At 65.1% G+C, this 18618-nt stretch carries 17 protein-coding genes; 11 read left to right on the forward strand and 6 right to left on the reverse strand.

What is annotated here, in order from left to right:
• Window positions 1-54: 54 nt before the first annotated feature.
• Window positions 55-939 (reverse strand): LysR family transcriptional regulator, encoded by an 885-nt coding sequence (locus H8F01_RS15505; protein WP_187055970.1) that lies wholly within the window; start codon window positions 937-939, stop codon window positions 55-57.
• A 76-nt stretch (window positions 940-1015) separates the two neighbouring features.
• On the opposite strand from H8F01_RS15505, the gene H8F01_RS15510 reads away from it, so the two are divergent.
• From H8F01_RS15510 to H8F01_RS15525, 4 genes are all read left to right on the forward strand, one after another.
• The gene (locus tag H8F01_RS15510; RefSeq protein ID WP_222615671.1) at window positions 1016-1426 is read left to right on the forward strand and encodes a CidA/LrgA family protein; all 411 of its coding nucleotides are present in this window, start codon (window positions 1016-1018) and stop codon (window positions 1424-1426) included.
• The gene (locus tag H8F01_RS15515; RefSeq protein WP_187055971.1) at window positions 1416-2105 is read left to right on the forward strand and encodes an LrgB family protein; all 690 of its coding nucleotides are present in this window, start codon (window positions 1416-1418) and stop codon (window positions 2103-2105) included. Before H8F01_RS15510 ends, H8F01_RS15515 begins: the two co-directional genes overlap by 11 nt.
• A gap of 127 nt (window positions 2106-2232) precedes the next feature.
• Entirely contained in the window at window positions 2233-3894 is a 1662-nt protein-coding gene (locus tag H8F01_RS15520; protein WP_238481009.1) for a phospholipase C, read from the forward strand.
• Between the two features lie 69 nt (window positions 3895-3963).
• Window positions 3964-5571 (forward strand): multicopper oxidase family protein, encoded by a 1608-nt coding sequence (locus H8F01_RS15525; protein WP_238481010.1) that lies wholly within the window; start codon window positions 3964-3966, stop codon window positions 5569-5571.
• Between the two features lie 21 nt (window positions 5572-5592).
• On the opposite strand, the gene H8F01_RS15530 is transcribed toward H8F01_RS15525, so the two are convergent.
• The 4 genes from H8F01_RS15530 to H8F01_RS15545 all read right to left on the reverse strand — a co-directional run bounded on the left by H8F01_RS15530 (window position 5593) and on the right by H8F01_RS15545 (window position 8174).
• Entirely contained in the window at window positions 5593-6045 is a 453-nt protein-coding gene (locus H8F01_RS15530; protein WP_187055972.1) for a HigA family addiction module antitoxin, read from the reverse strand.
• Window positions 6046-6192: 147 nt separating this feature from the next.
• Complete coding sequence (locus H8F01_RS15535) at window positions 6193-6384, reverse strand: hypothetical protein (RefSeq protein ID WP_187055973.1); 192 nt, start codon at window positions 6382-6384, stop codon at window positions 6193-6195.
• A gap of 522 nt (window positions 6385-6906) precedes the next feature.
• Complete coding sequence (locus H8F01_RS15540) at window positions 6907-7581, reverse strand: DUF502 domain-containing protein (RefSeq protein WP_187055974.1); 675 nt, start codon at window positions 7579-7581, stop codon at window positions 6907-6909.
• Between the two features lie 104 nt (window positions 7582-7685).
• Entirely contained in the window at window positions 7686-8174 is a 489-nt protein-coding gene (locus H8F01_RS15545) for a DUF4442 domain-containing protein (protein ID WP_187055975.1), read from the reverse strand.
• A 188-nt stretch (window positions 8175-8362) separates the two neighbouring features.
• Between H8F01_RS15545 and H8F01_RS15550 the strand changes: the two genes are divergently transcribed.
• Window positions 8363-10372, forward strand: coding sequence for an alpha/beta hydrolase family protein (locus H8F01_RS15550; RefSeq protein ID WP_187055976.1), 2010 nt, complete (start codon window positions 8363-8365; stop codon window positions 10370-10372).
• Between the two features lie 83 nt (window positions 10373-10455).
• Here the strand turns inward: H8F01_RS15550 and trxA are convergent, their stop codons facing one another.
• Complete coding sequence (trxA, locus tag H8F01_RS15555; protein WP_187055977.1) at window positions 10456-11319, reverse strand: thioredoxin; 864 nt, start codon at window positions 11317-11319, stop codon at window positions 10456-10458.
• Between the two features lie 191 nt (window positions 11320-11510).
• On the opposite strand from trxA, the gene H8F01_RS15560 reads away from it, so the two are divergent.
• From H8F01_RS15560 to H8F01_RS15585, 6 genes are all read left to right on the forward strand, one after another.
• The gene (locus tag H8F01_RS15560; RefSeq protein ID WP_187055978.1) at window positions 11511-12152 is read left to right on the forward strand and encodes a paraquat-inducible protein A; all 642 of its coding nucleotides are present in this window, start codon (window positions 11511-11513) and stop codon (window positions 12150-12152) included.
• 5 nt (window positions 12153-12157) lie between these two features.
• A complete protein-coding gene (locus H8F01_RS15565) occupies window positions 12158-12781 on the forward strand; it encodes a paraquat-inducible protein A (protein WP_187059324.1) in 624 nt (207 codons plus the stop codon).
• Window positions 12774-14453 (forward strand): PqiB family protein, encoded by a 1680-nt coding sequence (locus H8F01_RS15570; RefSeq protein WP_187055979.1) that lies wholly within the window; start codon window positions 12774-12776, stop codon window positions 14451-14453. Before H8F01_RS15565 ends, H8F01_RS15570 begins: the two co-directional genes overlap by 8 nt.
• Window positions 14450-15064, forward strand: coding sequence for a PqiC family protein (locus H8F01_RS15575; RefSeq protein ID WP_187055980.1), 615 nt, complete (start codon window positions 14450-14452; stop codon window positions 15062-15064). Before H8F01_RS15570 ends, H8F01_RS15575 begins: the two co-directional genes overlap by 4 nt.
• 225 nt (window positions 15065-15289) lie before the next feature.
• Window positions 15290-18049: a leucine--tRNA ligase gene (gene leuS / locus H8F01_RS15580; RefSeq protein WP_187055981.1), complete on the forward strand. Its 2760-nt coding sequence runs from the start codon at window positions 15290-15292 to the stop codon at window positions 18047-18049.
• 5 nt (window positions 18050-18054) lie between these two features.
• Window positions 18055-18615 carry an LPS-assembly lipoprotein LptE gene (locus H8F01_RS15585; RefSeq protein ID WP_187055982.1) on the forward strand — a complete coding sequence of 187 codons (561 nt, stop codon included), beginning with the start codon at window positions 18055-18057 and terminating at the stop codon, window positions 18613-18615.
• Window positions 18616-18618 lie beyond the last annotated feature (3 nt).

Here is an 18618-nt window from a genome sequence, read left to right on the forward strand (position 1 = left end):
GGCATGGCACGGATGACTTTTCAGGCTAGGCCGCAAGTCACGGCCCAGATAGTGTCAAAGGTCAGGGGCCTTGCCCGCAACCAGGGCCAGCCAGGCCCGGGCAGCGGGTGACAGGGCGTCGCCGTGGCGCCATGCCAGCACCAGTTTCCAGCGCAGGTCGTTGCCCGCCAGGGGCAGGGCGGCAACGCCGGTCAGGCGGCGGTCTTCCACCACCAGCTGCGGCAGCAGGGCCACGCCACCGCCCGCGGCCACCAGGGCCAGGATGAAATCCACCTGGGCACTGCGCACGGTTTCCCGTGGGACCACCCCGCGCCGGGCGCAAGCCTCACGGATCAGCCGGTTCAGGGCGAAACCCTCCTCGAACAGAATCAGCGGTGAGTCGTGCAGCCAGTCCAGCCGGAACCGTTTCGCCCCGGCGCGCGGGTGGATCTGCGGGAGCAGGGCCACCATGGGCTCGTCGCGCACGGGCTGGTGATCCAGGCCGTCGCCGATGGGCAGCAGGGTGGCGGCGACTTCGAGTTCGCCCTCCAGCACGGCGCGCTCCAGACGGCGACTGCCGTGCTCCATCAGGCGGATGTCGATGTGCGGATACTGCTGTCGATAGCGCGCCAGCAGCGGCGCAAACAGCACGCTGCTGCCCAGTGGCGGCAGGCCAAGTCGCAGCTCGCCGCGGCGCAGGCCGCGCAGGGCGTCCAGCTCGTCGCGCAGGCGCGACGACTCGGCCAGCATCGACAGCGCGTGGCGATGCACCACGTCTCCCGCGGCGGTGAGCCGCACGCCGCCGCGTCCGCGCTCCAGCAGGCGCGCGCCGAGTTCGTCTTCCAGTTGCGCAATGGCCTTGCTCAGCGTGGGCTGGGTGGCGTGCGCATGCTCGGCGGCGCGGGCGAAGCCGCCGTGGCGTACCACCTCCACCAGATACCGCAGGCTGCGCAGGTCCATGAGTATTCCTTATTGGAATGTCTGGAATGGAAACAATTCATTTCCATCATAGCTGTGCCGCGCCTAGCCTGTCGGCATGAAAAAGCTGCATGCCCGAATGCGCTGGTTGGCCTGGCGCAAGCCCCACGTTGCGCGCTGGTCGCAGGTGGTGTTGATCGTGCTGGTGTGGTTTGCCTGCGACCAGCTGAGCCGGCGCTTTCACTGGCCCGTGCCCGGCAGCCTGCTGGCCATGGCGCTGCTGTTGCTGGGGCTGATGGCCGGTGTGATGCCGGCCGCCGGCCTGCGTCGTGGCGCCGACTGGTTGCTGGCGGAAATGCTGCTGTTCTTCATCCCCGCCGTGATGGCCGTGTGGCAACACCTGCCACTGCTGCGCGAGCAGGGTGGTCGCATCCTGCTAGTGATTCTGGCCGGCACGGCCCTGGTCATGGCCACGACTGCCGTGCTGGTGGACCTGATGTTCCGCTGGAGTCGTCGTCGTGCGCACTGAGTGGCTTTCGTTGTTGTGGCTTGCGATCACGCTGGGTGGCTATTTCGCACTGAAACCGCTGTATCGCCGGCATCCGCGCTGGTGGACGTCGCCACTGCTCACCGTGCCGTTGCTGCTTGCGGCAGCGGGCTTGCTGCTCGGCATGGATTACCCGGTGTACATCCGCGACACGCATTGGCTGGTGTTGATGCTGGGACCGGCGACGGCTGCGTTTGCCTTGCCCATCTTCCGTTATCGCCGCCTGATCCAGCGGCATTGGGCGGCACTGCTGGTGGGCGTGCTGGGTGGCAGTGCGGTGGCCATCGGCAGTGCGTGGGCGCTGGCCTCGTGGTGTGGCCTGGACGACGCCGTGCGGCGCAGCCTGCTTGCGCGTTCCATCACCACGCCGCTCGCCATGCTCATGTCGGCAGATATCGGGGGCGTACCCGAGCTGACCGCGTTGTTCGTGGTGATCACCGGCGTTGCCGGCATTGCGCTGGGCGAACTGTTGCTGCGCGTGGTGCCACTGCGCTCCGCCCTGGCGCGCGGTGCACTGTTCGGTGTCGGCGCACATGGCGCGGGTACGGCCAAGGCCTATGACATCGGTGCCGAAGAAGGCAGCGTCGCCAGTCTCGCGATGGTGTTGGCGGGCCTGCTCAACGTGCTGATGGCGCCGGCGCTGGCCGTGTTTTTGCGATAAGCGTCTCAGGCTGGAAATCGCAGGAAAATACGACGTTTTTTGTTATTCGGCTGTCACCTTGCCGGCCTATCGTCAGCGACTTCAGCGCTTGAGGGGAAGCGCTCCATCGCGACCATAGGGGCTCTTCATGCGAAACAAACTCGCAGTATGTCTTGCCGCGTGCGTACTCAGCGCTTCGGCCATTTCCCTCGCCCAGCTCCCGGTGCACGCCGAGGATGCCGCAGGCTATGGCTGGCACCATGGGGACGTCCATACGGCTACGCCGATCAAGCACCTGGTGGTGATCTTCCAGGAGAACGTCTCCTTCGATCACTACTTCGGTACGTATCCGAATGCGGCCAATGCCTCGGGTGAGCCGACGTTCTACGCGCGTCCGTTCACGCCCAAGGTGAATGGCCTGACCACGGCGCTGCTGACCAACAACCCGAACAAGAACAACAGCAACAACGGCACGGGCGCCATCAACCCGTTCCGCCTGTCGCGTGCGCAGGCCGCCACGGCGGATCAGGATCACGATTACGGCCCGGAGCAGCAGGCGTTCAACGGCGGTGCGATGGACCTGTTCCCCGCCTTCACCGGCTCGGGCGAGACGCTTCCCGGTGCGCCCGCCGATGAAAACGGCAATGGCCAGGTGATGGGCTACTACGATGGCAACACCGTCACCGCGCTGTGGAACTACGCGCAGCGGTTTGCCATGAGCGACAACAGCTACGGCACCACGTTCGGTCCGTCGACGCCCGGTGCGATCAACCTGGTGTCCGGCCAGACCAACGGCGTGACGCAGACGCTCAACGGCACGGCCAACGAAATCGCCGATGGCCACGGCGGCCTGACCCTGATCAGCGACGCCGATCCGATTGGCGACGTGTGTTCCTCGCCCACCGGCAACCAGGTGCAGCTTGGCGGCAAGAACGTGGGTGACCTACTGAACAACGCCCATGTGACCTGGGGCTTCTTCGAGGGCGGCTTTGACCTGACCCAGGTGAATGCCAACGGCACCACCGGCTGCAAGCGCAGCACGACCTCCGCCGTCACGCAGACCAAGAAGGCCGACTACATTCCGCATCACCAGCCGTTCCAGTACTACGCGTCCACCGCCAACCCCACGCACGTGCGTCCCACCTCGGTGGCGATGATCGGCCACCAGGGCGATGCGGCGAACCACCAGTACGACCTCAACGACTTCTACAGCGCCGTTGAAGCGGGCAACTTCCCGGCCGTGAGCTTCCTCAAGGCATCGGGTTACCAGGACGGCCACGCCGGTTACTCCGATCCGCTGGACGAGCAGCAGTTCATCGTGCACGTGATCAACTTCCTGCAGCAGCAGAAGGATTGGCGCGACACCGCCGTCGTCATTGCCTATGACGACTCCGACGGCTGGTACGACCACCAGGCCGCACCGCGCGCCAACGCATCGGCCACCACGGAAGATGCGCTGGACGGGCAGGGCGTGTGCAACGCCCGCGGTACGCTGCCGGGCGTGAACAGCAAGGGCCAGCCGGTGCAGGGTCGCTGCGGCTACGGTCCGCGCCTGCCGCTGCTGGTGATCTCGCCGTGGGCGCGCAGCAACCATGTGGACCACACGGTGACGGATCAGTCCTCGGTCACCCGCTTCATCGAAGACAACTGGCTGCGCAGCGAGCGCATCGGTGGCGGTTCGTTCGATGCCGTGGCCGGGTCGCTCGAGCACCTGTTCGATTTCTTCCAGCCGTTCCCGGAGCATCGCAAGCTGATCCTGGACGAGCAGACGGGTGAGCCAGTGAAGCAGCCGCACTCGCCGCACGGCTGATCCAACGGCCAGCTATAACGCCCCGGACAGGTTCCGGGGCGTTTCCTTTTTCCAGGGAGGCAGTGAGCCTTGCATCCTTCACGTCGTCGTTTTCTGCAGGGCATGGGGCTGATGGCGGGTGCCAGCACCCTGCGCGCACTGGGCGCGCCCATGCACATGGCCATGCCGGCCCCGAAGGGCAACAGCTTGTGCAAGCATGCCGTTGCCGATCAGGCCGTGGTGCCGAAACTGCTCGATCCGGCGCGACTGACGCCCTTCGTCGACGCCCTGCCGATACCCGATGTGCTGCGCCCCCAGTCCGGGCAAACCCTGCGCATTGCCATGCGCGAAAGCAGCCAGCGTCTGCATCGGGACCTGTCGCCCACCCGCGTGTGGACCTATGGCAACACCATGCCGGGGCCCACCATCGACGCGCGCAGCGGCGAGGCCGTGCATGTGGAGTGGGGCAACAGCCTGCCGCTGAAGCACTTCCTTCCCGTCGACCACAACATTTGCGGCGCCGAGCGCGACAAACCCGAAGTGCGCGGCGTGGTGCACGTGCACGGCGCGCGCGTGCCTGCTACCGACGATGGCTATCCTACCGATTGGTTCGTGCCGGGGCAGTCGCGCCGGCAGACCTACCCCAACAAGCAGGATGCCGCGACGCTCTGGTATCACGACCACACCATGGGCATCGAGCGGTTGAATCTTTACGCGGGCCTGTTCGGCATGTACCTGCTGCGCGATGAACACGAGTTGTCGCTGGGCTTGCCTCATGGTGAGCACGAACTGCCGCTGGTGCTCACCGATCGACTGCTCACCGAAGACGGGCAACTCTATTACCCAGTATCCGGCGTGAGCGATGCGCCGTGGGTGCCGGAAGTGTTCGGCAACGTGATGTTGGTGAATGGCGCGATCCTGCCGCGTCTCGATGTGCAGGCGCGCCGCTATCGCTTTCGCGTGCTCAATGCCGCGAACGGTCGCTTCTTCCGGTTGAGCCTGCACGGCCAGCGCCCCTTCATGCAGATCGGCAGCGATCAGGGACTGCTTGCCTCACCCGTGCCGCAGACCAGCCTGTTCCTTGCGCCGGGCGAGCGTGCCGATCTGGTTATTGATTTTGCCGGCCTGGGTGGCACGGCCATCGAGCTGATGACGGATGCGCTGCCGCTGATGCAGTTCAAGGTGGCGGCGGGGCAGGTAGACGATACGAGTCGCGTGCCGGCAACGCTGCGCGACGTGCCCCGCGTGGCGGAAGCGAGCGCCACCAACACCCGCTTGCTCACCATCGACGAATACCAGGACTGCGTCGCCGACCCCATGCTCATGCTGCTCGACGGCAAGCATTGGCAGGATCCAGTGAGCGAAAAGCCCACGCTCGGCAGCACCGAGATCTGGAGCTTCCTCAACCTCACCGAAGACACGCACCCGATCCACCTGCATCTGGTGCGTTTCCAGATTCTCGACCGTCGCCCGTTCGACGTGGACAAGTACCTGTCGTCCAAAACCATCCGTTACACCGGCCCCGCGCAACCGCCGCCGCCACACGAAGCGGGCTGGAAGGACACCGCGCAGGTGTATCCCGGCATGGTCACCCGCTACATCATCACCTTCGACGGCTACAAGGGGCGCTACGTGTGGCACTGCCACCTTCTGGAGCATGCGTCCAACGAGATGATGCGGCCGTTCGAAGTGGTTTGAGAGGGCGAACGACCGTTCCCGTTACCGGCAGAATCGGGTGTCTTGTTTATTGAGCGGTCTAGTTTCCGGCAGTTTCTGTTCTGATGGAGGGCAGCTGGCGCGTTTCGCCTGCGGAGGTGCAGTCTCATGCAAGGCGCCATCCGCTCCTCCGTTGTGCGTGATGGCGCACTGAGCCTTCGCGAGGTCGTGGCGAGCCTGTAACACCATCCAATACAGCGCACTGGTGTTCAGCGCAGAGGCCAGCCGCAAGGCTTCCTCGGCATGGATGGGCGCGCCTACGAGCACGCGGCGGATGTGCCAGGCGGGCATGCCGGAACGTCTCGCCAGTTCGTTCGCGCTCACGCCGTTGGGCCGCATGAAGTCGTCGCGCAATACGACGCCGGGGGAACGCAGGCACGTGCTGGCATCAATCTGCAGGCTGGTGTGAAGCATCACCGGTGGTGGTGCCGATGGCGGCGGCAGGGTGCAGCGCATGGGTGCTTTCCTTCGGGTGCACGAAGCCAGCGGATGCCGTTGAGGGAATCCGTGTAGGCAAAAGCCGGGTTGGAGCGTCCGGGATGGCCGGGTGTGGCGCGCCGTCAAGGAGGCGACACGCCACAAGGCTCGATCATTCCGGTCCGCTTACGCGCTCGTCACCTGCCCGCTGCCGAGCTGCCGGGCGTACTGCGCCAGACACTGCATGGCCACGGTGATGCCTTGCAGGTAGTAAGTGGCCAGCGGCCGCAGCGGCGGCACATCAGGGTGCCGTACCGCGTGGCGTAACCGCTCGTCTTCCTGGCAAAGCAGCGTGAGCGCATTCAGTGCAAACGCCACGTCATCCAACGTGGATAACCGAAGCGATGGTGACGTGTGGTAGGCCGCCGGAGGGGCGGCGGCGGGCGAAGCGCGTGAGGCGTGGCCCACTGGAAGGGCTGGGCACAGGCGTGCCGTATGATCGACATTAGCCATTATCAACTTTCCATGATCAGTTGGTGATGGTTAGCGGGTCGTCGGTGTTGACGCACCGGCGGCCCGCGACTCACGACATTGCTGCCGTGACCGCCCGCAACCTCGTCCGAAGACGCCCGCGAGCGGTATTTCCACCCTAGCCGAGCAGGTAAAACGACGTCATCCGGGATTTCCCCATACGGCGTGTGGGGTTTTTCCAAAGCCGTAATGGCCTTCCGTTGGCACGGTGATGGTGTCTACCGACAAGATTGACGATCAGTCCGGACGGCCCGCTCTTCAGGGAGGGGCAACAACGTGCCACGGCAACGCCGTGCGTTGTCTGGTCGGTGCCCTATGCGATGGCAATGGCCACGGCCGACAACGTGAATGCGCTGAGGCGAAGGGTTTTTATTCGGTATCCGCCTGCGCGTCGCGCAGGGCGGCGGGCGCAGCCGGCAAGGTATCCGGCGCTACGGCACCACCGGAAATGATGAAAGCCATGGCCTGATCCATGGTCCAGTCGGTGGGCGTGAGCTCGTCCACCGCCACCACTTCCAGATAGCCGCCGGTGGGGTTGGGCGTGGTAGGGATATAGACGGCCGCCATCTCGCGGCCGGTGCCTTCTTCGATCATCACGCGCGTGACAAAGCCCACCACCTTCATGCCCTTGCGCGGGAAGTCGATCAGCACCACGCGTTGCACGCCTGACGGTTTCTGCTGAAGCACGGCCATCAGCTTCTTGGTGCCGCCATAGATGGTCTGCACCAGCGGAATGCGCGCAAGCACCGCGTCGAATCCATCGATCAGGCGCTGGCCGATCACGCGATTGGCCAGCCAGCCCAGGCTGTACAGCACGCCCAGCGTCAGCAGCAGCGCCACCACGAAAGTGATCCACGCGTTGTTGAGCACCATGCCCGCCCACGGGCTGGCGGAGGACAGCGTGGTCAGCAAGGCCGAGGCCAGCGGCGTACCGATGCCGGCGAGCATGCTCAGCACGAACTTGAACACCACCCAGGTCACCCACAGCGGAATGAAGGTGAGCAGGCCGGTGAACAGGTAACGCTTGATGCGCAGACGCTTCATGGGGGATGCCGTAGGAGGGGACAGGGCATTGTCCCATGCATGGCAGCCTCGTCGCCTGTGTGTCCCTCAGGCGCTTCTCTGTCCGGTGTTCGGAGAGTGCGTTTTTACGCGGCGCGCGCCTGTTCGACGTCCTGCGATGCCGCGCGAGCCTCAGGCTTCAGTCGGACATAGAGCTGCTTGCGCACCCGAGCCACCACCTCACCGCTTCTCGTGACCACATCCACGTCGAACCAGCGCAGCACCTTGTCCCCGCCGGCGGCTGCGGTACGCAGGTCATCGACCATGGCGGGCGTCAGCCTGAAGTGGGCGTAGACGTCTTCCCGACCCGGCGAAACGAAGTCGATCGAGCCGGCCTTGTCCCAGACGAAGTAGTCCTTGCCCAGCTGGTGCATGGCCAGCAGCATCCAGAACGGGTCGGTCATGGCGAACAGGTTGCCGCCGAACTGCGTGCGTACGTAGTTGCGGTTCCACGGCCGCAAGCGCAGCACTACGGTGAGCTCGGACCAGTCGTCGGATACGTGCTGGACGCGGATGCTGTTGAACAGGAACGGCGGCCACAGGTTCATCAGGCGGCGAAAGGTAGAGGCGCGCATCGGCAACAGGGTGGGCGGTGGGGAGGGGCAGTATAACCGAAACATACGTTAGCGTATGGTTTGGCGGACAGGGGGGAGGCGCGGCGCCGTGTAAAAGCCGGTGCCCGGCCCCTTTGAGCGCCCAGGTTCATGCCTATACTGCGTCCGCAGCGACGGTGCATGGGGCGCCTCGCTACAGGGGAGAAAGCATGGAAAAGCTATGTCGGCGCGCCTTCATCGGCGTGCTTGGTCTTTTGTCGTACCCGTTGCTTGCCGCGACCGTGCCGGTGACTCCGTTCGCCGACCTGGCGCGACATGCCCAATATGACCACGTGAAGATTTCCGGCGACGGGCACTACCTCGCCGCTACCACGGTGGTCAAAGGCAAGCCGATGTTGGCGCTGGTGGACCTGGTGAACCACAAGGGCACCATGCTCAAGCCGCGCGAAGGGAATCAGGTTGTCGACTTCTGGTGGGTCAACGATCACCGCGTGCTGTACACCGAAGGTACCAAGGTGAGCGGTTTTGAACGTCCGTTTTCCACGGGCGAGATTTTCGCCGTCAACGGTGACGGTTCCGGTGCCGACATCCTGTTCGGTTACCGCGCGGGCGGCCCGAACAAGGCCACGCATATCCAGCAGCCGCAGGCGGAGCGAGCATCGGCCGAACTGGTGGATACGCTGCGCAATGGCGATGGCAATCACGTGATGATCGCGGTGACGTCATGGGAAAGCGGGGCGGACGGTGCCTATACGCAGCTTTTCGTCATGGACGTGAACAGCGGTACCAAACGACCGGTGGGCACGGCGCCACTGCGCAACGCCTCTTTCGTGGTGGACAACCATGGCGTTGCACGGTTTGCGATGGGGGACGACAGCCACGCCTATCCGGTTGTGTACTTCCGCGCTGGCGAGGGCCAGCAGTGGGAGACGCTGTTCCAGGGTAGTTCGGTGCGTGGCGTGCCAGTGCCGGTGACCTTCAACCGGGACGACTCGCAGGTCTACATGTGGTGCGATGCGAAGGACGCGGTCGGGGCCCTGTGCCCATGGGACGTAGCAACGCGAACCATGAAGGAGGCCGTGTGGACCAGCGACGTCGCGAATGGGCAGCACCTGATGCGCACGCTGGATGGTCGCGATGTGGTGGGTGTCTACGCCATGCCGTCGACGCCTTCGGCGTCGGCCTTTGTAGCGGGGTCGGACACCATGAAGGCCATCGGTGCGCTGACCAAGGCGCTGCCGGGCGAAAGCATCCGCATCGTCTCGAGCACCAGTGATGGCAGCAAGGCGGTGGCGCTGGCCTCCTCGGACATGGATCCGGGTACCTACTATCTGTGGGACAAGACCACGGGGAAGGGCGAAGCGCTGCTGCAGCGGGCGGACTGGATCAAGCCCACCCAGATGGCCGCCATGCAGCCGGTTGAATTCAAGGCGCGTGATGGCCTGGTCATCCATGGCTATCTGAGCATGCCGCCGGGTCGCGAGGAGGCCAAGCACGTGCCGCTGGTGGTGATGGTGCACGGTGGGCCGTTCGGCATCCGCGATGACTGGTCCTTCGACAGTACCGTGCAGGCATTGGCGACGCATGGCTATGCCGTGCTGCAGGTGAATTTTCGCGGTTCGGGTGGTTACGGCGAAGGCTTCGAACGCGCCGGCTACAAGGAATGGGGCGGCAGGATGCAGGACGACGTGACCGACGCCACGCACTGGGCCATCGACCAGGGCATCGCTTCGGCAGGCCGCATCTGCATCTTTGGTGGCAGTTACGGCGGCTATGCCGCGCTTGAGGGAGCGGTGAAGGAGCCGGATCTGTATCGCTGCGCCATCGGCTACGTGGGGGTGTACGACCTGGCCAAGATGTACACCGATGGCGACATTTCAGACCGCGTTGTCGGCATGAGCTATCTGCGAGGCACGCTGGGCACGGACCCGGCCATGCTCGCGGCCCATTCGCCCATCAATCAGCTCGACAAGCTCAAGGCGAGCGTGATGCTGGTGGTTGGCGGGCAGGACAAGCGCGTGCCGCCGGTGCAGGGCGAGTCGCTGCATGCCGCCCTGAACAAGCGAGGCATTGCCCACGAGTGGCTGTACAAGTCCGACGAGGGTCATGGCTTCTACGACGAGCAGAACAACGCTGAACTCTATGAGCGCGTCGTGCAGTTCCTTGATCGCAACATCGGCGCCGGTGGTGCCGGCGCCGCGGTGGCGGGCGCACCGTGAAAAGCGCGAAGCCCATTCCCGTGAGGGAATGGGCTTCGGCGGACGTCATGGGGGCGGTGGCAAGCGCTGCCCACCGCCGGGCATCAGAACACCAGCGACGCCATGCGGCGACGGTAGCGGCCCACCAGCTCGGCATCATCCAGCGTGGTGAAGGCAGCCAGCAGGCGCTTCTTGGCCTGGCCATCGTTCCAGTCGCGGGCCTTTTCCAGAATGGCCAGGAACTGATCCAGCCCGGCGGAGGCATCGCCCTCCAGCAGCAGGCGCACGCCCAGCAGGTCGCGGGCGGCCCAGTCGGCGGCATCGGCCTGTACGCGCTGTTGCAGCTCCGGCAGTGACGGTGCGCCGGTCAGTGCGCGGGCCAGGTCGAGCTGGCTGCGCAGGCGCACCGCACGCGCGTCGGTGGCAAGGTTGGCGGGCAGGGACGCGAGCTCGGCTTCGGCCGCGTCGGCGTGACCGGCACGCATCAGGGCCAGCGCAAGGTCGAGTTTCAGCTCAGGCTGATCCGGGGTGGTGGCGATGGTCTGCTGGAGGCGGTTGATCGCCTCTTCCGGCGACTCGGGCACCACGTCCTCGTCGTTGGCGGCGGCGCCATCCAGCGGCTGCACGTGGCGCTGCAGGAACTCGCGCAGCTGGGCTTCGGGCAGGGCACCGGCAAAGCCATCGAGGATCTGTCCGTCCTTCACCAGCATGACGGTGGGAATGCTGCGGATGCCGAACATGCCTGCCAGCTGCTGGGATTTCTCCACGTCCACCTTGGCCAGACGGAAGGCGCCGTTGAATTCGCCGGCGAGCTTTTCCAGCATGGGGCCCAGGGTCTTGCACGGGCCGCACCATTCCGCCCAGAAATCCACCAGGATCGGCGTGGTCAGCGAGGCTTGCAGCACCTCGGCTTCGAAGTTGTCCTCGCGCACTTCAAAAACGTGCGTATCGGCGGTCGTGGCACTCACTGGGAACTCCCTTGGACGGATGCCCCCGAGATCAGGGCGCCGGTCAGCATATCAAGGTCAACGGGCGGCGAGCCCGTTGACTGGGCCGGGCCAGGCAAAAAAGCAGCTGAAAACAGGCGCTGCCGTGCCTTTCTGGCTGGCGCCTGACCGCCCCTATCGGCGCGGGGCCCGATATTTGCGAAAATCGCCGCATGACCATGCCATCGCAAGGCATCAAACCCGCCATCGCTCCCCCCACGCTGTGGATATGCGAGCACTGCGACACGGTATACCGGCGTCGCAAGCTGGGCCGTGGCGAAGTGGCGCGCTGTGCGCGTTGCGATGCCATCCTGGCACGCCATCACGGCCTGAGCATCAGCGGCATGCTGGCGCTGGTGATCACGGCCATGATCGCCTTCGTGCAGGCCAATGTCTGGCCCATCGTGACGCTGGGGCTCAATGGCCAGCTGATCAGCACCACGCTGTGGGGCTGCATCGTGATGATGTGGAACGAGCACGCGCAGGTGGTGGCGGTGATCGCGTCGCTGACGCTGTTCTTCTTTCCCATCATCAAGATGTCGCTGCTGTTCTGGGTGTTGCTGTATGCGCGCAAGCGGCGCAGGGCGCCCGGTTTCCGGCAGGTGATGGTGCTGCTGTATCGCGTGGGGCCGTGGACCATGACCGAGGTGTTCGTGCTCGGCGCGCTGGTGGCCGTGGTCAAGGCACACATGTATTTCGACGTGGCGCCGAACGCCGGCATCTTTGCCTATGGCGTGCTGATGCTGATCATCACCGCGTTCTCCAGCATCGACGTGCGCCGCCTGTGGGATCTCACGGAGGAGACGCCGGCATGACGGACCTGAGCCAGTTGCCTCGCGCCAGTGACCTGGGCCTGGTCGGTTGCCATGTGTGCCGGCTGGTGTGCCGGGACGTGAAGTCGGAGGACGCGACCTGCCCGCGTTGCGGTTCGGCGTTGCACCGGCGCAAGGCAAACAGTTATGCGCGCACCTGGGCGCTGCTGATCGCTGCATTTTTCTTCTATGTGCCCGCGAACCTGTTGCCCATCATGCGCACGGTGAGCCTGGGCGACGTGGACGACAACACCATCATGAGCGGCATCATCGAGCTGTGGGTCAAGGGATCGCCGGACCTGGCCGTTATCGTCTTCACCGCCAGCATCATCGTGCCCATGCTGAAGTTCGTCGCCCTGGCCTTGCTGCTGGTCAGCTCGCAGCAGGGCAGCCGGTGGGGGCTGCGGCAGCGCTCCAAGCTGTACCGGCTGGTCGAATTCATCGGCTACTGGTCGATGCTGGACGTGTTCGTGGTGGCGCTGCTGACGGCGCTGGTGCAGTTTGGTTTCTTCAGCCAGGTAGAGCCCCTGCCTGGTGTAGTGTTCTTCGGCCTCACCGTGGTGATTACCATGATCGCCTCGATGACGTTCGATCCGCGGCTAATCTGGGATGGAAGGGACTTCGATGACTGACGACAAGCAAATCACCGGAGATTTGCCCGAACCCGTGGTGCAGCGCCCGCGCATCAACGCGTCGCTGGTCTGGCTGGTGCCGGTGATCGCGGCGCTGGTGGGCCTGTCGCTGGTGATCCATGCCTGGTCCGAGGCGGGCCCCACCATCAGCATCAGCTTCCAGAGTGCCGAGGGCCTGGACCCGGGCAAGACCCCGGTGAAGTACAAGAGCGTGGTGATCGGCAAGGTCACCGCCGTGCGCCTGAGCGAAGACCGCTCGCACGTGGTGGCCAAGGTGGCGCTGGAAAAGAGCGCCCGGAGCTTTGCCACGGCCGACTCGCGTTACTGGGTGGTGCGTCCGCGCATTGGCCTGGGTGGCGTGTCCGGCATCGATACGCTGCTCTCCGGCGCGTTCATCGGTGCCGACGTGGGCCAGTCGCAGGAGCCCAAGGATGACTTCACCGGGCTGGAATCGCCGCCCACGGTGACCCACGGCGCACCGGGCAAGACCTTCGACCTGCACTCCGACGACCTCGGTTCGCTGGATATCGGTTCGCCCATCTACTTCCGCCGCATCCAGGTGGGTCGTGTCTCGTCGTATCACCTCAATGACGATGGCAAGGGTGTCACCCTGCAGATCTTCATTGATGCGCCGAACGACAAGTACGTCACCACCTCCTCGCGCTTCTGGAATGCCAGCGGCGTGGACGTGTCGCTGGGCGCGGACGGCCTGAAGGTGAATACGCAGTCGCTGGCCACCGTGCTTGCCGGCGGCGTGGCCTTCCAGGATCCGCCGGGGCCGCATGACGCCACGGCGGCACAGGAAAACGACGCCTTTACCCTGTTCAACGACAAGGGCACCGCGATGGCGCCGCCGGATGGCGAGCCGCGCTACATCCGCATGCGCTTCAACCAGTCGCTGCGCGGACTGGCGGTGGACGCGCCGGTGGAATTCCTGGGCGTACCGTTTGGTCGCGTGGTTTCCATCAATTTGGATTTCGACGAAAAGACCCGCACCTTCCCGACCATCGTGGGCGCGGTGGTGTATCCGGCCCGCCTGGGCAAGGCGCATGACAAGCTGGTGGCGCTGGCCAAGGCGCAGGGCGACGACGAGCAGATGTCGATGATGATGGGTCGCCTGGTCGAGGGCGGCCTGCGTGCCCAGGCGCGCACCGGCAATCTGCTCACGGGGCAGCTGTATATCGCCATGGACATCCTGCCCAAGGCGCCGAAGGTCGAATTCGACGGCCGCGCCAAGCCGCTGGAGATCCCGACCGTGCCGGGCGATTTCGACAAGATCCAGCAGCAGATCGCGGACATTGTCGGCAAGTTGCAGAAGATTCCGTTCGACAGCATCGGCAACAACCTCAATGACTCGCTGGCCGAGCTGCACAAGACACTGCAGCAGGTCAACGGCAGCGTATTGCCTGAGGTGAAGACCACCCTGCAGGGCGCGCAGAAGACGCTGGGCAACGCCAATACCGCGCTGTCGCCGGATTCACCGCTGCAGCAGAACCTGGGCGGCAGCCTGCAGGAGCTGCAGCGCGCCGCGCGCTCGCTGCGCGTACTCACCGATTACCTGGGCGATCACCCGGATGCGCTGCTGCGCGGACGTCGTGCGGACGACAAGCCGCTGCAGGCACCGCTGCCGCCTCCGCCGCAGGACGCACCGTCACAAGGGAGCAAGCCATGAACCGCTGGGGAACGCTGAACGTGGCCATCGCCACTCTGGCGCTGGTATTGGGCGCCTGCGGTTCGGTGCCGCCGGTGCGCTACTACACCCTTGTGCCTCCGGCCGGCGGGGACGCCACGGCGGCACCCGCAACCCAGCCGTTCCAGTTCGAGTTGCTGCCGGTCACCGTGCCGGCACAGGTCGATCAGCCGCAGATGGTCGTGCGCCAGGGCGGGCAGGGCGTGGCCATGCTTCAGGGCCAGCGCTGGATCGCTCCGCTGGGCGACGAGGTGCGCGGCGCGCTGTCGGCCGACCTGACCCGGGAATTCCGCGCACAGGACGTCACTGGCCTGCCCACCGAGGGCAAGTCGACCGTACGTATCAAGCTCGACCTTCGCCGCTTCGATTCCGTGCCAGGCAGCTACGCCTATATCGATGCCGCCTGGAGCGTGCGCCCCCTGAAGGGCGGGGACCCGCTGGCGTGCACCAGCCGCATCAGCGAAACGGTGGGCGAGGGGTATGACGCCCTGGTGCAGGGTCACCAGGAAGCCATCAACAAGCTGGCCGGGCAGGTCGGCGCGGTGGCCGGCGCCATCGCGGCCGGGCAGCCGGCACGCTGCCCCGAGGGCTGAAACGGGCTCTTGTAGGAGCGCACCCTGTGCGCGACCGCGGAGCCATGTCGATACCGCTCCGCCAGGTGGTCGCGCACAGGGTGCGCTCCTACAGAAAAGGCCCGCGGGACGGCCGTTTTTCGGCCTTCAAGCGCTGAACTACCGCCAATTCTGCTAGTCTGCCCAGTTCCCAGCTGACTGCCGGAAAACCCGTCGTCAGCCCAAAAAAACCTCACGGCGCCAGACATGCAGGACATTCAGGATCAAGGTACCCAGGACCAGGGCAACGAGCACGGCTACCAGCCGCAGGCGGTGGAAACCGCGGCTCAGACGTACTGGCGCGACGAGCGCGCCTACGAGGTGAAGGAAGACGCCTCGCGGCCCAAGTTCTACTGCCTTTCCATGCTGCCGTACCCCTCGGGTGCCCTGCACATGGGCCACGTGCGCAACTACACCATTGGCGACGTGATCAGCCGCTACCAGCGCATGCAGGGCAAAAACGTGCTGCAGCCGATGGGCTGGGACGCGTTCGGCCTGCCGGCCGAGAACGCCGCGATCAAGAACAAGACCGCGCCGGCCAAGTGGACCTACCAGAACATCGAGCACATGCGCGGCCAGCTGCAGCGCATGGGTTTCGCCTATGACTGGACCCGCGAATTCGCCACCTGCCGTCCGGATTACTACCGCTGGGAACAGTTGATGTTCACGCGGTTGATGAAGAAGGGCATGGCTTACCGCAAGAACGCAGTGGTGAACTGGGATCCGGTGGACCAGACCGTGCTCGCCAACGAGCAGGTGGTCGACGGCCGCGGCTGGCGCTCCGGCGCGCTGGTGGAAAAGCGCGAGATCCCGCAGTGGTTCCTCAAGATCACCGACTACGCGCAGCAGCTGCTGGACGGCCTGGACACGCTGCCCGGCTGGCCGGATGCCGTGAAGACCATGCAGCGCAACTGGATCGGTCGTTCCGAGGGCCTGGAAATCCATTTCACGGTGGAAGGCGAAAGCGAGCCGCTCACCGTCTTCACCACGCGCCCTGACACGCTGATGGGCGTGACCTTCGTGTCCATCGCGGGCGAGCATCCGCTGGCCATCAAGGCGGCGCAGAACAACCCGAAGCTGGCGACTTTCCTGGAAGAGCTCAAGCACGGCGGCGTGTCCGAGGCCGAGCTGGAGACGCAGGAAAAGCGCGGCATGGATACCGGCATCGAAGCCATCCATCCGCTGACTGGCGAGAAGATCCCGGTGTTCGTCGCCAACTTCGTGCTCTGGGGCTACGGCACCGGTGCGGTGATGGCCGTGCCGGGCCACGACCAGCGCGACTGGGAGTTCGCCCAGAAATACAGCCTGCCGATCAAGATGGTGGTGGTTGACCGCTCCGTGCTCGACGCGGTGGCGGAGATCCACCACGACCTGTCCAAGGGCGTGGGTTCGGACCCGCTGCGCGCCGCGCTCGGCGTCGGCAGTGTCGATGTCTACGACATCCCCGCCGCAGTGCAGCTGATCGAAGACTTCGAAAAGAGCATCCAGGAAGACAGCGCCTTCACCGAGCGCGGCTACCTGGTGAATTCCGGCGAGTTCGACGGCATGGATTACGGCCAGGCCTTCGAAGCCATGGCTGCGCGCTTCGAGCGCGAAGGCACCGGCGTGCGCCGCGTGAACTGGCGCCTGCGCGACTGGGGCGTAAGCCGCCAGCGCTACTGGGGTTGCCCGATCCCCGTCATCTATTGTCCGACGTGCGACGCGGTGCCGGTGCCGGAAGACCAGCTGCCGGTGGTGCTGCCTGAAGACGTGGCCTTCTCCGGCGTGCAGTCGCCGATCAAGGCCGATCCGGAGTGGCGCAAGACCACCTGCCCGCAGTGTGGTGGTCCGGCCGAGCGCGAAACCGACACCTTCGACACCTTCATGGAGTCGAGCTGGTACTACGCGCGCTACACCAGCCCGGGCGCCAGCGACCAGGTCGACGAGCGCGCCAACTACTGGCTGCCGGTGGACCAGTACATCGGTGGCATCGAGCACGCCATCCTGCACCTGCTGTACTTCCGCTTCTATCACAAGCTCATGCGCGACGCGGGCCTGGTCAACGCCGATGAGCCGGCCACCAACCTGCTGTGCCAGGGTATGGTGATCGCCGAGACGTTCTATCGCGACAACGCCGATGGCTCGAAGGACTGGATCAATCCGGCCGACGTGGAAATCGAGCGCGACGACAAGGCACGCGTGATCGGTGCGCGTTCGAAGTCGGACGGCCAGCCGGTGAAGATCGGCGGCACCGAGAAGATGTCCAAGTCCAAGAACAACGGCATCGATCCGCAGGCCATGGTGGACAAGTACGGTGCCGATACGGTGCGCCTGTTCTCCATGTTCGCCGCACCGCCGGAGCAGTCGCTGGAATGGAGCGAAGCCGGCGTGGAAGGCATGGCCCGCTTCCTGCGCCGCTTCTGGCGCGAAGTGACCACGCATGCGTCGCAGCCCGATCACCCGGTGGTCGATCCGGCAGCGCTGGATGCCGCGCAGAAGACGCTGCGCCGCCAGGTGCACGAAACCATCCAGAAGGTCAGCGACGATTTCGGTCGCCGCCACTCCTTCAACACCGCCATCGCCTCGCTGATGGAGCTGCTCAACGCGTTGAACAAGTTCGGCGACATGAGTGAGCAGGGGCGTGCCGTGCGTCACGAGGCCCTGGAAACCATGGTGCTGCTGCTCAACCCGGTGGTGCCGCATGTCAGCCACACGCTGTGGCAGGTGCTGGGTCACGCGCAGTCAGTGCTGGAAGATCAGCCGTGGCCGCAGGTGGACAGTGCCGCGCTGGTGCGCGATTCGCTGACGCTGGCGGTTCAGGTCAACGGCAAGTTGCGCGGTACCATCGAGGTTGCCGCCAACGCGTCGAAGGAAGAAGCCGAGGCCCTTGCGCTGGCGCAGCCGAACGTCGTGGCTTTCCTGGAAGGCCAGACCGTGCGCAAGGTCATCGTGGTGCCGGGCAAAATCGTCAACATCGTCGCAGGATGAAATCCATGAGCCGTGTGGTCAAAGCTTCGCTGCTGTTGATGTCCCTTCTTACATTGGCAGCGTGTGGGTTTCATCTGCGCCAGAACGTGGCCTTGCCGCCGGCGATGGAACGCGTGCACGTGGTCACCAGCAACATCAACCTGCAGCGCGGTCTTGAGCGCTCGCTGGTCGCTTCCGGCGTTACCGTGGAAGACCACGCCGGCGTCGATGTCGCGGAACTCAACATACCCGTGGCGGCTTTCAGTACTGAAACCTTGTCCGTGAGCGGCGCTGCACGCGTCACCGAATACACGGTGCGTTACCAGGTGCAGTTTGACGTGCACGACGGCAAGGGCCAGCCGCTGGTGGCGCATCAGCGCATCGACCTGCAGCGCAACTTCAGCTACGACGCGACCAACACCATTGGTACGGCAGCCCAGGTGGATGCGATCCAGAGCGCGCTCAACGACGACATGGTGACGTCTATCCTGTTGCGTCTGCAGGCCGCAGGTCGCCATCCGGGCCAGACGGCCGCTGCCGCCGCCGCGCAGGAAGCGCAGCCGGCGTCGTCCAGCAGCACGCACTGAGCA

Origin of the sequence: Dyella telluris, from assembly GCF_014297575.1 — a bacterium.
Classification (GTDB): domain Bacteria; phylum Pseudomonadota; class Gammaproteobacteria; order Xanthomonadales; family Rhodanobacteraceae; genus Dyella; species Dyella telluris.